The organism is Flagellimonas flava (assembly GCF_900129665.1).
GTDB lineage: Bacteria > Bacteroidota > Bacteroidia > Flavobacteriales > Flavobacteriaceae > Flagellimonas > Flagellimonas flava.
The window spans coordinates 619,880-635,487 of record NZ_FQWL01000002.1; the positions used below are offsets into that span (position 1 = coordinate 619,880).

General features: G+C 42.6%; 17 protein-coding genes and 1 tRNA gene. 10 read left to right on the plus strand and 8 right to left on the minus strand.

The window, feature by feature from the left end:
• Nucleotides 1–2: 2 nt before the first annotated feature.
• Both BUC10_RS08655 and BUC10_RS08660 read right to left on the minus strand, forming a co-directional pair.
• A tRNA-Ala gene (locus BUC10_RS08655) sits at nt 3–76 on the minus strand.
• Nucleotides 77–131: 55 nt separating this feature from the next.
• Nucleotides 132–929, minus strand: a complete 798-nt coding sequence (locus tag BUC10_RS08660) for a universal stress protein (protein WP_073178428.1) — start codon at nt 927–929, stop codon at nt 132–134.
• A 54-nt stretch (nt 930–983) separates the two neighbouring features.
• Between BUC10_RS08660 and BUC10_RS08665 the strand changes: the two genes are divergently transcribed.
• From BUC10_RS08665 to BUC10_RS08695, 7 genes are all read left to right on the plus strand, one after another.
• A complete protein-coding gene (locus BUC10_RS08665) occupies nt 984–1,484 on the plus strand; it encodes a GNAT family N-acetyltransferase (RefSeq protein WP_073178430.1) in 501 nt (166 codons plus the stop codon).
• Between the two features lie 12 nt (nt 1,485–1,496).
• On the plus strand, nt 1,497–2,831 hold the full coding sequence (locus tag BUC10_RS08670; protein ID WP_073178432.1) for an MATE family efflux transporter: 1,335 nt from the start codon (nt 1,497–1,499) through the stop codon (nt 2,829–2,831).
• 27 nt (nt 2,832–2,858) lie between these two features.
• Nucleotides 2,859–3,626 (plus strand): enoyl-CoA hydratase/isomerase family protein, encoded by a 768-nt coding sequence (locus BUC10_RS08675; protein ID WP_073178434.1) that lies wholly within the window; start codon nt 2,859–2,861, stop codon nt 3,624–3,626.
• Between the two features lie 123 nt (nt 3,627–3,749).
• Nucleotides 3,750–4,178 carry a DUF3592 domain-containing protein gene (locus tag BUC10_RS08680; protein WP_073178436.1) on the plus strand — a complete coding sequence of 143 codons (429 nt, stop codon included), beginning with the start codon at nt 3,750–3,752 and terminating at the stop codon, nt 4,176–4,178.
• 52 nt (nt 4,179–4,230) lie between these two features.
• Nucleotides 4,231–4,680 carry a 6-pyruvoyl trahydropterin synthase family protein gene (locus tag BUC10_RS08685; RefSeq protein ID WP_073178438.1) on the plus strand — a complete coding sequence of 150 codons (450 nt, stop codon included), beginning with the start codon at nt 4,231–4,233 and terminating at the stop codon, nt 4,678–4,680.
• Between the two features lie 33 nt (nt 4,681–4,713).
• The gene (locus BUC10_RS08690; RefSeq protein ID WP_073178440.1) at nt 4,714–5,481 is read left to right on the plus strand and encodes a UDP-2,3-diacylglucosamine diphosphatase; all 768 of its coding nucleotides are present in this window, start codon (nt 4,714–4,716) and stop codon (nt 5,479–5,481) included.
• Nucleotides 5,478–5,825 (plus strand): cupin domain-containing protein, encoded by a 348-nt coding sequence (locus tag BUC10_RS08695; RefSeq protein WP_073178442.1) that lies wholly within the window; start codon nt 5,478–5,480, stop codon nt 5,823–5,825. The genes BUC10_RS08690 and BUC10_RS08695 overlap by 4 nt, the downstream gene beginning before the upstream one ends.
• A 15-nt stretch (nt 5,826–5,840) precedes the next feature.
• On the opposite strand, the gene BUC10_RS08700 is transcribed toward BUC10_RS08695, so the two are convergent.
• From BUC10_RS08700 to BUC10_RS08715, 4 genes are all read right to left on the minus strand, one after another.
• Entirely contained in the window at nt 5,841–7,097 is a 1,257-nt protein-coding gene (locus tag BUC10_RS08700; RefSeq protein ID WP_073178445.1) for an MFS transporter, read from the minus strand.
• Nucleotides 7,098–7,103: 6 nt separating this feature from the next.
• A complete protein-coding gene (gene recJ, locus BUC10_RS08705) occupies nt 7,104–8,792 on the minus strand; it encodes a single-stranded-DNA-specific exonuclease RecJ (protein ID WP_073178447.1) in 1,689 nt (562 codons plus the stop codon).
• A gap of 81 nt (nt 8,793–8,873) precedes the next feature.
• Nucleotides 8,874–9,164 carry a GIY-YIG nuclease family protein gene (locus BUC10_RS08710; RefSeq protein WP_073178912.1) on the minus strand — a complete coding sequence of 97 codons (291 nt, stop codon included), beginning with the start codon at nt 9,162–9,164 and terminating at the stop codon, nt 8,874–8,876.
• A 142-nt stretch (nt 9,165–9,306) separates the two neighbouring features.
• Nucleotides 9,307–9,729 (minus strand): OsmC family protein, encoded by a 423-nt coding sequence (locus tag BUC10_RS08715; RefSeq protein WP_073178448.1) that lies wholly within the window; start codon nt 9,727–9,729, stop codon nt 9,307–9,309.
• Between the two features lie 55 nt (nt 9,730–9,784).
• Here BUC10_RS08715 and BUC10_RS08720 point away from each other — a divergent pair, with 55 nt between their 5' ends.
• The 3 genes from BUC10_RS08720 to BUC10_RS08730 all read left to right on the plus strand — a co-directional run bounded on the left by BUC10_RS08720 (nt 9,785) and on the right by BUC10_RS08730 (nt 12,941).
• Nucleotides 9,785–10,387, plus strand: coding sequence for a carboxymuconolactone decarboxylase family protein (locus tag BUC10_RS08720; RefSeq protein WP_073178450.1), 603 nt, complete (start codon nt 9,785–9,787; stop codon nt 10,385–10,387).
• Between the two features lie 306 nt (nt 10,388–10,693).
• Nucleotides 10,694–12,223 carry an alpha/beta hydrolase gene (locus tag BUC10_RS08725; protein WP_073178452.1) on the plus strand — a complete coding sequence of 510 codons (1,530 nt, stop codon included), beginning with the start codon at nt 10,694–10,696 and terminating at the stop codon, nt 12,221–12,223.
• Between the two features lie 151 nt (nt 12,224–12,374).
• Nucleotides 12,375–12,941: a DinB family protein gene (locus BUC10_RS08730; RefSeq protein ID WP_073178455.1), complete on the plus strand. Its 567-nt coding sequence runs from the start codon at nt 12,375–12,377 to the stop codon at nt 12,939–12,941.
• Between the two features lie 34 nt (nt 12,942–12,975).
• Here BUC10_RS08730 and BUC10_RS08735 read toward each other — a convergent pair whose 3' ends face one another.
• Nucleotides 12,976–13,476, minus strand: coding sequence for a nuclear transport factor 2 family protein (locus BUC10_RS08735; RefSeq protein ID WP_073178457.1), 501 nt, complete (start codon nt 13,474–13,476; stop codon nt 12,976–12,978).
• 284 nt (nt 13,477–13,760) lie between these two features.
• A complete protein-coding gene (locus tag BUC10_RS08740) occupies nt 13,761–15,254 on the minus strand; it encodes an amidohydrolase family protein (RefSeq protein WP_073178459.1) in 1,494 nt (497 codons plus the stop codon).
• Between the last annotated feature and the right edge of the window lie 354 nt (nt 15,255–15,608).

Genomic DNA, 15,608 nt, shown 5'->3' on the forward strand with positions numbered 1-15,608 from the left:
TGTGGAGAATACCGGATTCGAACCGGTGGCCTCTTGCCTGCCAGGCAAGCGCTCTAGCCAACTGAGCTAATCCCCCAGAGAGCGCAAAGGAAAGACTTTTTAGTAAAGTTTCAAAATTGGATACCCTTTCCCTAATCTTTTTTAACGCTTAGGACCAAAACTGGAATAGGAACAAAAAATTCCGACTTGGGAACCGTGTTTTTTTCCCATAGCTTTTTAAAGAATCCTCGTTTCTTTCTGAAAACACAAAGCATGTCTGGGTGTTCCTTTTGAAAGTATTCCAAAACACCTAAATAGGTAGTGGCCTGTTCGGTAATCGTAAGTTGGGAGCTCAAATCCAACAGGGCAGTGTTTACCTGAAGATCATCCTCAGAATATCCAGGTCTTTTTACCAGTAGAAGACCGATTTTGGCCCTGAACTTATCTTTGATGGCCACAAGCGGATTGAGCACACGGTTTCTTTTTAAGATTCCCGAACCAAAGGCGGTCATAATACTCTTTATTGGTTTGAACGTAGTTCCCTTTGGAATCAACAGGATAGGAATATTGGTTTGTTTTAATATACGGCCAGAGGTGTTGCCCAAATACAGTTCCTCCTGAATATCATTGCTTCTAGGTGCCATAATGATCAAGTCAATGCCCAGTTCCTTATTGATACTTTGAAGTCCATCAACAATGTCTCCATTGTAAGTGGCAATCTTAATTTCAACACTTCCTGTATTTACCGTATCTATTACCTCCTTCAGGCGATCTTTATTGCTCTGGGCCACTTTTTCTTCCACATTGGCCAGACTAGCGGCACCTGAAATTACGGTATAGACATCCATCACAAAGACTTGGGCACCAAAATTGGATGCAAAGTCGATGGCATATTGCAAGGTGTCCGATGAATTCGGGGATGTTCCTATGGGTACCAGTATATTGTTCATTGTTTGGTGGTTATGATTATAGCTTAAATTTACAATTTAATTGAAAACCAATCCATGATACGACGTGCAAAGATATCAGATATTGAGCATATACTAAACATAACAAAGGCCTGCGCGGCTAAAATGGAGAGTCTTGGCATCCATCAATGGAACGAACACTACCCTTCAAAACAAATTTTCCTGAACGACCTAGAACGAAATGAACTCTTTGTAAAGGAGGCGAACGGTTCGGTCATCGGAACCGTTGTCATTTCTACCCTTACCGATCCGGAGTACGCCCCGGTTAAATGGCTCACCCCAAATGGAAACAGCACCTATATTCACCGTCTTTCGGTGTCACCTGATTTACAGGGACAAGGACATGCGCAATCCCTCATGGATTTTGCCGAAGGGTTTTCAAAAGAAAAGGGATTTGCTTCTGTACGCCTGGACACCTTCTCGCAAAACAGGAGGAACCAACAATTCTATGAACAACGCGGGTATGAAAAACTCGAGGATATCTTCTATCCCAAACAAAGTGATCATCCCTTTCATTGTTACGAACTAGTGCTGTAACTTGCACCGATCTTGGCGACAAAAATCAACTTTAAGACCATAAATCAATTGGCAATTCCCGCTACCATCTCCGGAATTGCAGAGCCCATTCTTTCCATAACCGATACGGCCATTGTTGGGAACATCCCTATAGATGGACTGGAATCCTTGGCCGCCGCAGGTATTGTTGGGTCTTTTTTGTCCATGTTGATTTGGGTGTTGGGACAAACCCGAAGTTCCATTTCAGCCATTATCTCACAGTATCTGGGCGCGGGAAAACTTGAAGAAGTAAAGAACCTGCCTGCCCAGGCCATCTTTTTCAATATCCTATTGAGCATTGTCGTCTTGGTCTCCACTATTTTTATCATTGAGGAAATTTTCAGTCTTTTTGAGGCCAAGGGCAAAATCTTACAGTACTGTATTTCCTACTACTCCATTCGGGTCTGGGGATTTCCGTTAACACTCTTTACATTCGCTATTTTCGGAATTTTCAGAGGCCTCCAGAATACATTTTATCCCATGGTAATTGCCATACTGGGTGCCGCCCTCAACATTATCCTGGATTTTGCATTGGTTTACGGTATTGAAGGGGTCATTCCGGCCATGTATTTAGATGGAGCTGCTTGGGCCAGTCTCATTTCCCAGGCAGTAATGGCTATTCTTGTTTTTATCCTCCTTCTTAAAAAGACAGATATTAGTTTAAAACTGGTGTTTCCTCTGAACAAGGAACTAAAACGTTTGGTCTTTATGAGTCTCAATCTATTTGTTCGCGCATTGGCATTGAATGCAGCCTTGATCTTAGCGGTAAGAGAAGCTACCGCTTTGGGAGATAGGTTCATTGGAGCGCACACCATAGCCATAAACCTCTGGCTTTTTGCCGCTTTTTTTATTGATGGATATGGTGCCGCTGGCAATAGCATGGGAGGAAAACTCCTAGGCGCAAAAGATTATACGGGGCTGTGGAAATTGGCTCAAAAAATCATTGCCTATGGAATGGTGGTCAGTTTTATCCTTATGCTTCTTGGATTTGTGTTCTACAACTCGGTCGGAACCATTTTTTCTAACGATGCTATAGTTTTAAGTGCCTTTTACAGCATCTTTTTTATCGTTATTCTCGGGCTTCCCATGAATACTTTGGCGTTCGTTTTTGATGGACTTTTCAAGGGTTTGGGTGAAATGAAATATTTGAGAAACGTTTTGTTGTCCGCTACTTTTTTAGGTTTTATTCCCACCCTATATATAGGCAAGGCCATCGGTTGGGGTTTTTATGCCATTTGGATCGCCTTCGTGGTCTGGATGTTGATACGTGGGCTTGCATTGGTCTGGAAATTCAGGAGAAAGTTCAAGCCCTTAATCCAAAAAACTTAATTTAGTTCTGATAATTGATAACTGACAATGGGTACCGAAAGAATTAACGGCAGTTTATATACAAAAATTCAAAACGGGATTGCAACCGTCGAATTTGGTCATCCGGCCAGCAACTCCTTTGTATCAGAATTGCTAGAACGTTTGTCCAAAGAACTAGCTCAGCTCTCATCAAATGAAGAGGTTTCACTAATTGTTTTGAAATCGGAAGGAGACCGGGCCTTTTGTGCAGGAGCATCCTTTGATGAGTTGGTGTCCATTTCCAATTTGGAAGAGGGTAAAGCCTTTTTTAGTGGATTTGCAAATGTCATCAATGCCATGCGAAAATGCACCCAGCCCATAATTGGCCGTGTCCAAGGAAAAGCTGTTGGTGGTGGGGTCGGAATGGCCTCTGCCTGTGATTATGTGTTCGCCACCGAAGCTGCTTCCATCAAACTTTCAGAGATATCCATTGGGATTGCTCCCTTGGTCATCGCTCCTGCAGTTGAACGAAAAGTGGGCAAATCCGGGTTAGGAGAGCTGTCCTTGGCCCCGACCGAGTGGAAAAATGCCTACTGGGCCAAGGAAAAAGGATTGTATGCCAAAGTATTTGAATCTATTTCAGAAATGGATAAGGAATTGGATTTTTATACCCTAAATCTGGCGTCTTATAATCGGGAAGCCCTAGCGCAAATGAAAAGCGTACTCTGGGAAGGCACCGAACACTGGGACACACTCTTGTCTGAAAGAGCTGAAGCTTCAGGTCAATTGTCCTTGTCTCCCAGCACTAAACAGGCTTTGGAAAAATTTAAAAAATGATGCTATGGATATCCTAAATTTCTTGAACAGCGATATCGTACTCCCGTTTTTGGCATTCTTGGTCATTGTGGTGTACATTGTGACCCGGCTACGAAACCGAAGAAAATTTAAACGCTAGCCAAGATGGCCGTTAAAAGGTATACCATGTGGATGTTACTGTACGGTTCATTTTTGTTCTTAGGTCTTGTTTTGGCCTACATCGCATTTCAGCACTACCAAAAAACGCAAAAATTGCTTTTGGATGGTGTCCGGGCCACTGCTACGGTCTCCCAACTCTTGACCAATCAGGATAGTGATGGTAATACCTACACCCCTGTTTTCGAATTCAAGGATCGCACAAATACCCTACAAACCTATAGAAGTCCTATCAGCTCAAGTCCTCCTGCATATAAGGTGGGTGATAAGGTTAAAATTGTTTATGATAGAAAAGATTCCGGCAATGTAAAGACGGTAAGTTTCTGGGGGCTTTATAGAGTCAGTGTAATCCTTATGATGGTTGCTTCTCCGCTACTGGTTATAGGAGCTAGTTATCTCCTCTATATGTCCAGATAAAACTCCTTTGTTCCTTTAATTGTTGGCTATCTTTGTCCTTTACAAAAAGATTATGGGCAAAATTAGAATTACCAAACAATTTGCTTTTGAAACCGGACATGCCCTTTACGGTTATGACGGTAAGTGTCGCAATGTACATGGGCACAGCTATAAGCTTTCGGTTACGGTAATTGGAACTCCAATAACCGATGCAAACCATGTAAAATTGGGGATGGTCATAGATTTTGGGGACCTCAAAAAGATTGTCAACCAAGAAATTGTGGACAAATTTGACCATGCCACTGTTTTCAATAAAAACACTCCTCATAAAGAACTCGCAAAAGAGCTTTCAGAACGTGGACATCAAATAATTTTGGCCGATTACCAACCCACAAGCGAGAATATGGTTTTGGACTTTGCAGAAAAAATTAAGACCAGATTGCCCAAAGGTATTGAACTGTATGCTCTAAAATTGCAGGAAACCGAAACTTCCTATGCCGAGTGGTTCGCTGGGGATAACTAAGTTCAACCAAGCTTATTCTTATATTTACAGCTCATGAAGACCATAAGCGTTCCAACAGGCAAAAAAGTATTCTTTGCAAGCGACAACCACCTGGGGGCACCAACCAACAGGGATAGTTTGCCTAGGGAGAAGAAGTTCGTCGCTTGGCTGGATTCCATAAAGGAGGAGGCCGCTGCTATTTTTTTGATGGGTGACCTTTTCGATTTTTGGTTTGAGTACAAAACCGTTGTCCCAAAAGGATTCACAAGAACGCTGGGTAAACTTGCAGAGCTTTCCGATATGGGCATCCAAATCAGCTATTTTGTGGGCAACCATGATCTTTGGATGAATGGTTATTTTGAGGAAGAACTGAATATTCCAGTTTTCCATAAACCTCAGCAATATCAAATCAACAATACCACTTTTTTTATTGGTCATGGCGATGGATTGGGACCGTATGACAAAGGCTTTAAACGAATGAAAAAGGTCTTTACCAATCCTGTGGCCAAATGGTTCTTTAAATGGCTACATCCCGATCTGGGCGTTCGGCTGGGGCAACACCTTTCCGTGAACAATAAAATCATTTCCGGAGATGCAGATGCCAAATTTTTGGGTGAGGATAGGGAATGGTTGGTGCTTTACGCCAAACGTAAATTGGAGTCCCAACACTTTGACCATTTTATTTTTGGGCATCGCCATTTGCCCATGGAAATCAAGTTGAATGAAAAATCCACCTATACCAACCTAGGAGACTGGATTTCCTACTTCACCTATGCTGTTTTTGATGGTGAGCAATTGACTTTGGAAAAATATGAGGTATGATACGGTCCAAGGAAAACAGCGAACACTATCACTGGGGGCAACAATGCAGTGGATGGCACTTGGTAAAGTCAGAACAGCTAAGTGTTATTGAGGAATTGATGCCGCCGAATACGTCTGAAAAAAAGCACTTCCATGAACATGCACAGCAGTTTTTCAGAATCTTAAAAGGCATTGCCACCTTTGCGCTTGAACATGAAACGGTGCAAGTCCCAGCAGGTCAAGGAATCCATATTCCGCCCAAAACAAAGCACCAAATCCGAAATGATCAACAAGAGAATTTAGAGTTTCTGGTCATTTCACAACCTACTACCAACGGAGACCGAATTGAGATTGAATCCAAATAAATTGAGATAAATAACTTAGTCTTTTCCGTGCTCTTCCACCTCTTTGGATAAATCCAATCGTCTAAAACTTGGAGAGATAATCGCGGTTGCTCCAACGGTTAACAAGGTCATACAGCCTCCAAAGACCACGGCGGTTACCGTTCCCAACAATTTGGCGGCCACCCCGCTTTCAAATGCTCCCAGCTCGTTGGAAGACCCAACGAAAATGGAATTCACCGATGCCACACGCCCGCGCATGTTGTCTGGGGTTTTCAATTGCAAAATGGTCTGGCGAATAATCATGGAAACCCCATCCACAGCTCCACTTATAAAGAGGGCAATAACGGAAAGCCAGAACAATTTGGAGATACCAAAAACAATAATACAAACCCCGAAGGCAAAGACGGCCCACAGTAACTTTTTACCCGCATTTTTATGAAGTGGAAAGCGGGTAGAGCCCAACATGGTAATGGAAGCTCCAACGGCAGGTGCCGCCCTCAAAATCCCAAAACCTTCCGCACCCACATGCAAAATATCCTGGGCATAAATGGGCAATAGCGCAACAGCTCCCCCAAAAAGTACAGCGATCATATCCAAGGTCAAGGCACCAAAAATAGCCTGACTATTGAACACAAATTTTAGTCCGTCCTTCAAGCTTTGCAGTACCGGTTCCCCAATCTTAGGATTAAGAATGGGTTTTCTTGAAATCTGCAGCAAGAAAATCAACGCTAGCAGAGAAAAGCCAAAGATGCTGCACATGGACCAATGCACCCCAATCCAACTGATACTGAATCCGGCCAAGGCGGGACCTAAAACAGAAGCCACCTGCCAAGTGGAACTGCTCCAGGTAGCAGCGTTGGGATAAATCTTTTTCGGAACAATAAGCGCAATTAACGAAAAGACCGTAGGACCAATAAACGCCCTCACCAGTCCACCCAAAAACACCAAAAAGTAAATGGAATATAAAATGGTCTGCTGACTCACTTTTGCGATTAGGTCCGGGTCGCTTATAAAAAACAGCCCCAGACTGATTACGGAAAATCCCAAAATGCATTTAATCAGCAAATTGCGCTTTTCAGTTTGGTCCACAATATGCCCTGCAAAAAGTGCAATCAGTACCGCTGGAACGATTTCCATGAGGCCGATCAGGGCCAAATTCCAAGGATCCTTGGTCATGGAATATACCTGCCATTCAATAACAATGAATTGCATGGACCAGGCAAAGACCATGGCAAAGCGGACCACTAAAAAAATATTGAATTCTTTGAAACGTAAGGCTGCGTAGGGATCCATAAATGTCTAGCGAATGTCCCGTAACCGCAACTGAAGGTTGACCGTTCCGTTCCATTCATTTTCATCCAACGAAAATACGGCATCGAAACTATTTTTGTTTTTGATGAGGCCTATTTTATCGCCCAAATTAAACCCAATGGCACCAATGGGTCCAATCCCTTTCTGCACTGCCGATAGTTTTAGGTGCTTTTCCCCCTCTCCAACGCCCTTTCCATATCCGGTGTCCTGAAGTTTTTCGGCCATAAAAATAGGTGTCATATTACCGGGGCCAAAAGGTGCAAACTGTTTCAGGATGCGCATTAATTTTTGGTTGATTTGGTCCAACCCGATTTGGGCATCTATGTTCACCTCCGGGGTTAACAATTTTGTGTCGATACTAGCCCCAACCACCGCTTCAAATTTCTTTTTGAAGTCTGAATATTGTGTTTCGAGCAAGGTCAGGCCCGCTGCATATTTATGCCCCCCAAACTGCTCAATATGTTCCGAACAGCGTTCCAAAGCATCATAAATATCAAACCCCTTAACAGATCGGGCAGAAGCCGCCAACTTCTCTCCACTTTTGGTAAACACCAAGGTGGGGCGATAGTAGGTTTCAGTGAGTCGGGATGCCACAATACCTATGACCCCTTTATGCCAATTTTCATTGTACACTACCGAGGTAAAACCTTCTTCCTCCTTGTTGTTTTTGATTTGCTCCAAGGCCTCTTCCGTGATTTCTTGATCTAAACTCCTTCTATCTGTGTTGTAGACCTCTATTTCCGAAGCAAAGGTTTGGGCGGTATCCAAATCACCTTCCATCAACAAATTAACCGCATGTTGTCCGTGCTTTATTCGACCAGCGGCATTAATTCGTGGCGCGATGATAAAAACCACATCGGTGATGGTGAGGGTTTTCTTTTTGATCTGGTCGATGATGGCCTTAAAGCCAATCCTCGGATTTGAGTTGATCACTTGCAATCCATAATAGGCCAAGACCCTGTTTTCTCCATTAATCGGAACAATGTCGGCACCAATGGCGGTGGCCACCAAATCCAAATAGGGAACCAGTTCCTCCACCTCTACTCCTTTTTTGGAGGCCAAGGCTTGGACCAGTTTGAAGCCCACTCCACAACCGCACAATTCTTTATAGGGATAGGAACAATCATCACGTTTTGGGTCCAGCACTGCAATTGCATTCGGTAATTGGGTGCCCGGCCTATGGTGGTCGCAAACAATAAAATCGATTCCTTTTTCTTTGGCGTATTGGATTTGATCCAGCGCTTTCACCCCACAATCCAAAGCAATAATCAAGCTGATATCGTTGTCCTCAGCATAATCGATTCCTTTTAGGGAAACCCCATATCCTTCAGTGTAGCGGTCCGGGATATAAGTAGCAACATTAGGGTAGGTTTCCAAGAGATATGAAGCCATCAAGGCCACCGAAGTAGTCCCATCCACATCGTAATCCCCATACACCAAAATGTTTTCCTTGTTGTGTATCGCCAACTCAATTCGTTCCACCGCCTTATCCATATCCTTCATTAGAAAGGGGTCGTACAGATGGGATAATTCTGGGCGGAAAAACTTTTTGGCCTCGTCATAGGTGGTAATACCTCTTTGCACCAAAAGCTGGGCAATCAAAGGTTCCACCTTCAGCTCGTTTACAAGGTGTCGTATGTCTTCAGAGGCAGGTGTAGGTTTTAAGGTCCAGCGCATACTAAAATTGTATTGGTGTCAGTTCGAGTTTTTCGAGCTGGGCTGAGGAAGAAGGCCAGATTGAAAAGTATCGAGAACAAGTTATTGAAATTTCTTTTTAGCTAGGTTGGGCAGAAGGTGATAATTTTCTTGAATCAATGCTTCTTTCTTCGCTTTTGACCATTTCTTGATTTGTTTTTCTTTTTCGATTGCGGTTTTGATACAGGTAAATTCAGAAAAATAAACCAGAATTATAGGTCTTCGGAAAAAGGTATAACTATTTTGATACTTCCCTTCTGTATGTTGTTTGATTCTGTTTGTGAGATTGGATGTGACGCCGGTATAATATGTCTGGTCGGCGCATTTTAGAATATACACGTAAAATATTTTCATTTTTACCTCGTTGACTTCTCGATACATCCCGAACCCTGTTCGGGACACTCGAAGTGACATAATTTAGTCTCGAGGTTGAAAATGTGATTAAAACTAAGAAAATTCCTGCACTTGAACTTGAGCCTTGCTATTGAACTTGAATTTATTTATGATGAAAAACCGTCTTGATCTCCAATTCGGCAAACTGTCTGAACATCTCCATCACCCCGCAGTATTTTTCAACGGATAGGTCAATAGTCTTTTGAAGCTTCGCTTCATGTAAATTGGAACCATGGAAATGGTACTCGATCATTACCTTGTCATAGTACTTGGGATGTTCGTCCGTGAGGTTGGCAATGGTCTCAATCTGAAAATCATCCACCTCCAACTTCATCTTTTTGATCAATGAGGCCACGTCCAGTCCGGAGCATCCGGCCAAGGCAGATAGCATGAGCGCCTTTGGTCGCAATCCGGCCCCTTCGCCCCCGCTGTCCGGTCCCGCGTCGATTTTAAGATCTAGTCCAGATGGGTTATTGCTTTCAAAGGCCATTCCACCGAGCCATTTGGTTGTGATATGATTTGTCATGCTATTAAATTTTTGTTTCTTGTAGCTTTCAAAAATACGATTTAAAACTACACCTATGGCCCTAGTACAGCCCCTTGACCCCAACCATGATCCAGAGACCAAACAACTGGCAGAATTCTTTAATGAGACGCTTGGGTTTTGCCCCAATTCCGTGTTGACCATGCAGCATAGGCCTGCCATATCCAAGGCGTTCATCAACCTCAACAAGGCCGTTATGGCCAATGACGGGCGCGTAACTTCGGCCCTAAAACGTATGATTGCCTGGGTGAGCAGCAATGCTACGGGGTGCCGCTATTGCCAAGCCCACGCTATCCGGGCTGCGGAACGCTACGGTGCGGAACAGGAACAACTGGACAATATTTGGGAATACCGAACCCACCCGGCTTTTTCGGAAGCGGAACGGGCTGCCCTGGATTTTTCCTTAGCTGCTTCGCAGGTGCCCAATCCCATTGATGCCGACATTAAAGCGCGCTTGTACGAGCATTGGAACGAAGGTGAAATTGTGGAGATGCTGGGGGTGATTTCGCTCTTTGGCTACCTCAACCGCTGGAACGATTCCATGGGGACCTCCATTGAGGATGGTGCTGTGGACAGTGCCGAGCAATATTTGGCCAAGACCGGATGGGAGAAGGGGAAACATGACGGGTCTAGATATTAGATTCTAGATACAAGACCGCTTCGCTTTTAGATATTAGGGTATTTGGACGAGATTCGGCAGTTTGAGCGTACCGAACTTGTTTCGAGATGTACCGAAAACAAGAATTTCAGCACAATATCAGTTCTCGATACGATTTTTCGTTCCTCAAAATCACTCGAACTGACGTTTTGGGTTAGGATGGAATAGGGGTACTCTGCATCATTTCTTGATTTGCATCGACATTTATTACTAGGTAACTACTGAAAATTGGTAAGGACTGTAACAATCCACATAAATCAATGTCTTTTTGGAAACAAAGTTTCCAACATGGTATTTCGAGTCATCATTCTTCTAATACTGCTTCAAGCAGATTTTTTATTTGGTCAGACCTCCTTGGAACAAATAGACCTTGCCAATGGAAAATTCAAAGTAGGGTTTCTCCATTATACCATTTCCGACAGTACCAGAACCTATAGTAGAATCTATGATTATAGCAATGCCAAAATAACAAGACCAATCCCCATTAGCTTATGGTATCCTTCCAATCAAAATGATGACGAAGTCATACCACTCAAAGTTCTGGACTATCTAAGAATTTTAAAGGAGGAAGAAGAATGGGAGCACCTTCCTGATGAGCACATACTAAATTGGTTCTATTATGCCAATTCTCCGGCAAACCAGAAACATCTTAAAGAAGAAACAACAGCTTACCCAAAGCTAGAATTTGCCCAGGGCCAATTCCCCGCAGTGGTCTATTCCCCAAGCCTAATGGCATCTTCCATAGAAAACTTTGCTGTTTGCGAATATTTGGCAAGCCATGGCTACATTGTAATATCCAGCCCCAGCCGAGGGACCGAAAATCGTTGGTTTACCAACAACGGAGCTATGGAAATGGAAACGCAGGCTAGGGATGTGGAATTTTTGATAAAGCAGGTTGGCAAATTTCCCAATGCGGATAGCGATAAAACTGCAGTAATGGGATTTAGCCTTGGCGGCCCTGCAAATATTCTTGCCCAAACAAGAAACAAGAACATCAGAGCAGTTGCTAGTCTAGACGGCACAGAAAGGTATAATTATGCACTGCTTAAAAAGTCTCCATTTTTCGCTGCCCATAAGGTGGGTGTTCCTTACATCCATATGGCACAAAAAATCATTCCTAACGAAGTGCTGAAAGAAGATAACATTGACCCTGAGCTCAATACTAAATTTGAATTGTACGACAGCATCACCAAAAGTAGGGCGTACCGATTGAGATTTCATAACCTGACCCATTCCTATTTTAGCACGCTGGGGGTTCTTTTCCAGGATAGGGATAAAAGGCAGGACAAAAGTGATGCTGAAATCATGGTGTCATATAAGTGGGTTTCAGTTTATGTGTTAAACTTTTTAAACGCCTTTTTAAAGGATGATGATACTGCTTTGGCATTTATTGAAAACCAACCTTCGGACAACGGAATCAAAGAGGGTCTAATTTCCTATACCTCCAAGCAACCAACAAGGGATGAATTTTCCTTCCAGGATTTTAATGATCTGGCATCAAAGCAGCATTATAAAAACCTAATGGAACTATATCTTTCGGTCAAGAAAAAAAATCCTTCTTTTCAACTTCCGGAAAGCAATCTAAACACACTAGGATTACAATTGGTCATAAATCCTGAAACCACTGAACAGGGAATACCTGTCCTTTTGTTGGCGACTGAACTTTACCCAAATTCAGCGAACCTCTTTGATAGTTTGGCCGAGGCATATCTGTTTCTCGGGAATACAGAAAAAGCGATTGAAAATTTTGAAAAATCCTTGGAATTGAATGCCCAAAACCAAAATGCAATCCAGCGATTAAAACAGCTCAAGGGTTAGCGGTAAATTGGGAAAAAGGAAAGCAGGACAGCAGTAAGTACTAATTTCAGAAGTCTAATCTCGGATTTCTGAAAGCGCTATTTCTTGACCTGCATCAAGTTTTAAGTAACCAAGTTGCCTGAACTTTGTTTCCATCAAAAAACGAACAGTTATGGCAAGCTTACGCATCACTTCCGAAAATCAGATTCAACGCTTAAACCAAATTATGAACAAGGTACAATCGTTGGAAGAATTGGATATGGCCCAACTGACCACCACTCCCAATGCCAAATCCTGGAACGTGGTAGAGGTAATCCAGCATCTGAACATAGCCTACGGCATCTACATGCCCCGACTAGATGAAGCCTTTACTAAGCTGCCAGATGTTACTTCGGGCAGTTCGGAGTTCAAGGCTAGGTGGTGGCAAAAAGTGGTCATTGCCGGACAACGACCCAAAAACGGAAAGCGAAAATGGAAAATGAAGACCCTAAAGCGTTTTGAACCTTTGTTGGACCAACCATTGACCCAAGAAAAAATAGACGCTGTTTTTGAAACCTTTTATATCCGCCATGCCCATCTTAAAGAGGCCATTTTAAAAAGTAGAAGCAAGGATGTGACCCAAGCAAAGGTCATCTCGGCCATTGGCCCAATCGTCAACTTTTATTTACCCGAATGTTTTGAGTTTTTGCTCTGCCATATGGAACGGCATATGGTACAGGTTGATGGGATTTTAAAGTAAGAGCTCTATTGAAAAAGATGGTGCCTTTTACAATTCACTGCATTGAATCCTTCGGTTCCGGGTAATTCCCAATATGCCATTTCCATGCTTTGTTTTTTATGCTTAAAAAGGCCTTGAAATTGGTCGGCCCCATCTGCAAGTACTCTCTCCAGAATTTAATTTTTCCATTTTCCAGCTCTACCACAACCACTCCAACCGTAGCCGTATCTTTTCCATAGCTAAATGTAAACTCACCGGTGCCCGATTGTGTTTCGGAATTGAACCACAAATTATGGAACTCCATTTTATGGACATCTGTAAGCTCATCAAAATAAGCTTTTAGTTGCTCATGGCCCCGGAAATATTGATTGTTTGGTGGTTCCATATAAATTGCGTCTTCATCAAAACTATTCAACGCCATTTCCGTATTTCGTGTAGACCATCCTTCTGCCACGTTTTTCATCAGTCTTTTATATTCCATTTCATTAATAGTGTTTTGCGAATCCTGACACGAAACTAGAAATGAAGCAATAATTAATAAAAGTAGCTGTTTCATGAATTGTTTTGTTTTCTGTTTACCGTAATGTTTAGGGTTTTACTCAGTCATTTGGAACGGCATCTATCACAGATTAATGAGGTATTGGGGCAATCCCCTAAAAAAGCTGGTGCATTTTTCAGGTACACTTATCAGTCTCGGCTATTGGTAGTTGGGTGGTTTGGTAACCAATTTAGTAAACATTCACAAACCAAAGGAGAATATTGCGGATTTTCCGGATGGGAACAGAACAGAAAACCCGCCTATCGGAAGGGCGGGTTATATATTGCCATTGTTGTGGTCTGTTATTCGTTGACCTGTAAATTTTCTCTTTTTATGATCTTACCTCCAATAATAACTTTCTCTATGGCATCATATGCTTCAATATCCCTCAAAGGATTTTTAGTCATCATAATGATGTTTGCTTTTTTTCCGATAGCCAATGAACCAATAGAAGCATCTAAATGAAAAGCCTTGGCATTGTTAAATGTAGCGGACGCAAGTATTTTAGGTAAAGGCACTCCCGCCTCTTTCATCAATTTAAGTTCCCAATTTCCATTATGTCCAGGTTGATTGCCATACGTTGGGGCAGATGGAGTATCTGAGCCAAATAAAATTAGACCGTCATTATCAGAAAGGTATTTTAACGCCAACATTGCATGAGCTTGTACATTATCATAGACCATATGAACCTGTTCTACAGAAAGTCCATCAAAAATTTCTTTAGCGAACCATTGTGCCTCTTCCGTTTTATACCATTCCAGTAAGCCTTTAGGGACCGCCTTTTTTAAACCAGGCTGATCAAGAAATTCGGTGTCAACCAGTGCTTCCTCTCCCTCAATGACCGTTAAGGTGGGGGTATAGCCTATTTGTTTTTGGATTTGAAGATCTAATGTTCTTTTTATTTCCAATGGAAGGGAATCCCTTGGTACATCTTTGTATTTCCCCCAGTTCCATATTCCATGGGCTATAATATCCACGCCTATGTCCACCAAAAAAGAGTGTGCTTCCAATGAATTGGCATGGACCGTTAGCACAAGCCCATTGGAATGTGCCTCGGTAAGCAAATCTTCCATAATGCCCTTGGTTGGGACGGGTAACCCCATCATACGCCCAAAACCAGATTCATAATACGATTTTACAGCGATGGCCCCAGAATTTTTGATGCGATTTACAACGGCTTTGGGAGTATGGTCGGCAGGGTCATACTTGTCCGGTATATGTTCCGCCTGACTTTCCATGTATAGGAAATTGGGCACGGCATCAAATCGATATTCCTCGGGTGTAAAATTCATTGGGTAGCCATTTGCCACCGCAGCTCCCGAATGCCCTACATGATATAGATCGGGTTTTGCTTCTTGCCCGTTAAAAGAAGTGATAAGTTCTTTGGATATGCCGCCAAGGTCAATCAGGGTGGTAAAGCCAAAATATAAATAGCTTCTTGGCATTTGGCTTTTAAACTCAGCGGCCAGTTCAGGGTATTTTTCTATATGATGGGGAAGCATTCCCTGCACTCCTGGAAGATGGACATGACTATCGATCAATCCTGGGGTCACGAATTTACCAGTTCCATCGATCTGTTCAAAGGTCCCGCTTAAGTTTGGCTCATCTTTGCCCACATAAACAATTTTATCTTTTTCAACCACCAAATGACCTATATACGGGCTGTACGAGCCATCTTCTGTAGAAATTATGGTAACGTTGGATATGTGTACCCCTTCCGTAAGATTCAGTTGTTCTTTTTTCTCCTGACAAGAGCATAAAACTGTGGTAAGGAGAATCGTTAGTAATTTTTTCATTGATTATCTTCTCATGTTCTTAGACCAAAGATGATTACATCGTTAGCTTGTTACAGTATTTACAGGTCTTTATTGTTCTTTGGGCAATAGGCCTAAATTAAACTGGTTGAAACCATAGGTATAGTTGTAAATACTCTTTTTGTATGGGTCCGGTTGTTTTTTAATAAAGAGGTAGATAGGATACTAATGGTTGCCTGTGTTTGGGATTTTGTTGATTCACCAACATTTTGAGTCCGAATTGGCTGCAACGGCCCTTGCTGTGGTTTCTTTGCTTAAATCAAAGTAAAATGGCCCACAAGACAAATTCTGGCAATTACTTCGTGCAGCGGGTGCTCAGGATGATATGGCGAAAGA

Bases quoted from the DNA above. Each gene is read 5' to 3' on its own strand.
- BUC10_RS08660 (WP_073178428.1), bottom strand. From the start codon at position 929: ATGAACAATATACTGGTACCCATAGGAACATCCCCGAATTCATCGGAC.
- BUC10_RS08665 (WP_073178430.1), top strand. From the start codon at position 984: ATGATACGACGTGCAAAGATATCAGATATTGAGCATATACTAAACATA.
- BUC10_RS08675 (WP_073178434.1), top strand. From the start codon at position 2,859: ATGGGTACCGAAAGAATTAACGGCAGTTTATATACAAAAATTCAAAAC.
- BUC10_RS08680 (WP_073178436.1), top strand. From the start codon at position 3,750: ATGGCCGTTAAAAGGTATACCATGTGGATGTTACTGTACGGTTCATTT.
- BUC10_RS08685 (WP_073178438.1), top strand. From the start codon at position 4,231: ATGGGCAAAATTAGAATTACCAAACAATTTGCTTTTGAAACCGGACAT.
- BUC10_RS08690 (WP_073178440.1), top strand. From the start codon at position 4,714: ATGAAGACCATAAGCGTTCCAACAGGCAAAAAAGTATTCTTTGCAAGC.
- BUC10_RS08695 (WP_073178442.1), top strand. From the start codon at position 5,478: ATGATACGGTCCAAGGAAAACAGCGAACACTATCACTGGGGGCAACAA.
- BUC10_RS08700 (WP_073178445.1), bottom strand. From the start codon at position 7,097: ATGGATCCCTACGCAGCCTTACGTTTCAAAGAATTCAATATTTTTTTA.
- recJ (WP_073178447.1), bottom strand. From the start codon at position 8,792: ATGCGCTGGACCTTAAAACCTACACCTGCCTCTGAAGACATACGACAC.
- BUC10_RS08710 (WP_073178912.1), bottom strand. From the start codon at position 9,164: ATGAAAATATTTTACGTGTATATTCTAAAATGCGCCGACCAGACATAT.
- BUC10_RS08715 (WP_073178448.1), bottom strand. From the start codon at position 9,729: ATGACAAATCATATCACAACCAAATGGCTCGGTGGAATGGCCTTTGAA.
- BUC10_RS08720 (WP_073178450.1), top strand. From the start codon at position 9,785: ATGGCCCTAGTACAGCCCCTTGACCCCAACCATGATCCAGAGACCAAA.
- BUC10_RS08725 (WP_073178452.1), top strand. From the start codon at position 10,694: ATGGTATTTCGAGTCATCATTCTTCTAATACTGCTTCAAGCAGATTTT.
- BUC10_RS08730 (WP_073178455.1), top strand. From the start codon at position 12,375: ATGGCAAGCTTACGCATCACTTCCGAAAATCAGATTCAACGCTTAAAC.
- BUC10_RS08735 (WP_073178457.1), bottom strand. From the start codon at position 13,476: ATGAAACAGCTACTTTTATTAATTATTGCTTCATTTCTAGTTTCGTGT.
- BUC10_RS08740 (WP_073178459.1), bottom strand. From the start codon at position 15,254: ATGAAAAAATTACTAACGATTCTCCTTACCACAGTTTTATGCTCTTGT.